This is a genomic window from Bradyrhizobium cenepequi, from assembly GCF_020329485.1.
GTDB lineage: Bacteria > Pseudomonadota > Alphaproteobacteria > Rhizobiales > Xanthobacteraceae > Bradyrhizobium > Bradyrhizobium cenepequi.
This window is the reverse complement of record NZ_JAGKJI010000142.1, coordinates 1-1,477: the sequence shown is the minus strand read 5'-3', so window position 1 is coordinate 1,477 and position 1,477 is coordinate 1. Positions and strand designations below refer to the sequence as shown.

Below are 1,477 nucleotides of genomic sequence, written 5' to 3'. Positions count from 1 at the left end.
CCGCCCGACCCGCGCCACGCCGAGCAGCTCGGCCCAGATCTCGGCCAGCGCCGTCTCGATCTCGCCCCGCGGCGCCTCATAGGCGTGGTGCGCATACGCCTCATCCTGCGGCGCCGGCAACGCGTTGCGGTCCAGCTTGCCGTTCGGCGTCAGCGGCAGCGCCTCGATGCGCACAAACGCGGACGGCACCATGTGCTCCGGCAGTCGCGCGCTCACGTGCCTGCGCAAGGTGCCGGCAAGCTCGCCGCCATCCTCCGATTTGGCTTCAGGCGCACACACCACATAGCCGACAAGACGCGGCTCGCCGGCGCGATCCTCGCGCGCCACCACCACCGCATCGCGCACCCACTCATGCTCGCAAAGCCGCGCGGCGATCTCGCCGGGCTCGATCCGGAAGCCGCGGATCTTCACCTGGTCGTCGTTGCGGCCCAAAAACTCCAGATTGCCGTCCGGCAGATAGCGCGCAAGGTCGCCGCTCTTGTACAACCGCGCGCCGGCCTCGCCGCTGAACGGATCGGCCACAAACCGCTCCGCCGTCAGCTCGGGCCGGTTCAGATAGCCACGCGCGACGCCGGCGCCGCCAATGTAAAGCTCGCCGACCGCCCCGAACGGAACTGGCGCGCCATAACCGTCCAGCAGATACACTCGCGTGTTCGCGATCGGGCGGCCGATCGGAACGTTGGACGATACGGCTCGTTCTGTTGGAACGTCATAGAAGATGCAGCCGACAACTGTCTCCGTCGGGCCATATTCATTCACCATTCTGGCCGTGGGCTGGATCCGGCGCCACGACTCCACTGTTGAAGCCGACAGCGCTTCACCGCCGATGATAAATGTTCCAACCTGGCTGGCGGCAGAGGCCGCCAGCATCTGTTGCCCAAGAGCATCCAGATGGCTCGGGGTGATGTTGATGACCCCGCACTTCGAGCTGATCCTTGCTTTGAGCCCTTCGACCTCATCTCGCTCCCTTACAAGGAGTGCATGGCCACCACAGATCAAAGGCGCAAACAGGCTGTTGATGGTCGCATCGAAGGTGAGGGGCGAGGAGACCACCGAGGATGATCTGGGAGCGTAAGCATAACAGGCCCAGTGCAGATAATTGGTCATCCCCCGATGCTCGATCATCACGCCCTTGGGCGTGCCTGATGATCCCGAGGTGTAGATCACATAGGCGAGATAGCGCGAGCTCAGGCCGAGCGCGCGCGGATCGGGGTCGCAGGCGGGCAGCTCGGCCCAGGCCGGCGTCGCCGTCTCCAGATCGACCACTGTCACGTCGACGAGCGTATCGGCGCCCAGCGCGGCGCGCCCCGCAGCATCGGCCAGCAGCAGAGGCGGCGCCGCGTCGTTGAGCACCTGTCGCAGCCGCGCCGACGGATAGGCCGGATCCAGCGGCAGATACGCCCCGCCCGCCTTGAGGATCGCCAGCACCCCCACCACCATCGCCACGCGGCGCTCAACGCAGATCGCGACCGGCTGA

The 1,477-nt window shown here is 66.4% G+C and carries 1 protein-coding gene; it reads right to left on the bottom strand.

Annotation, left to right across the window (positions count from 1 at the left end; genetic code table 11):
- Positions 1 to 1,477, bottom strand: a 1,477-nt coding sequence (locus J6497_RS40535) for an amino acid adenylation domain-containing protein (RefSeq protein ID WP_225709730.1), incomplete at both ends; no start/stop codon positions are given.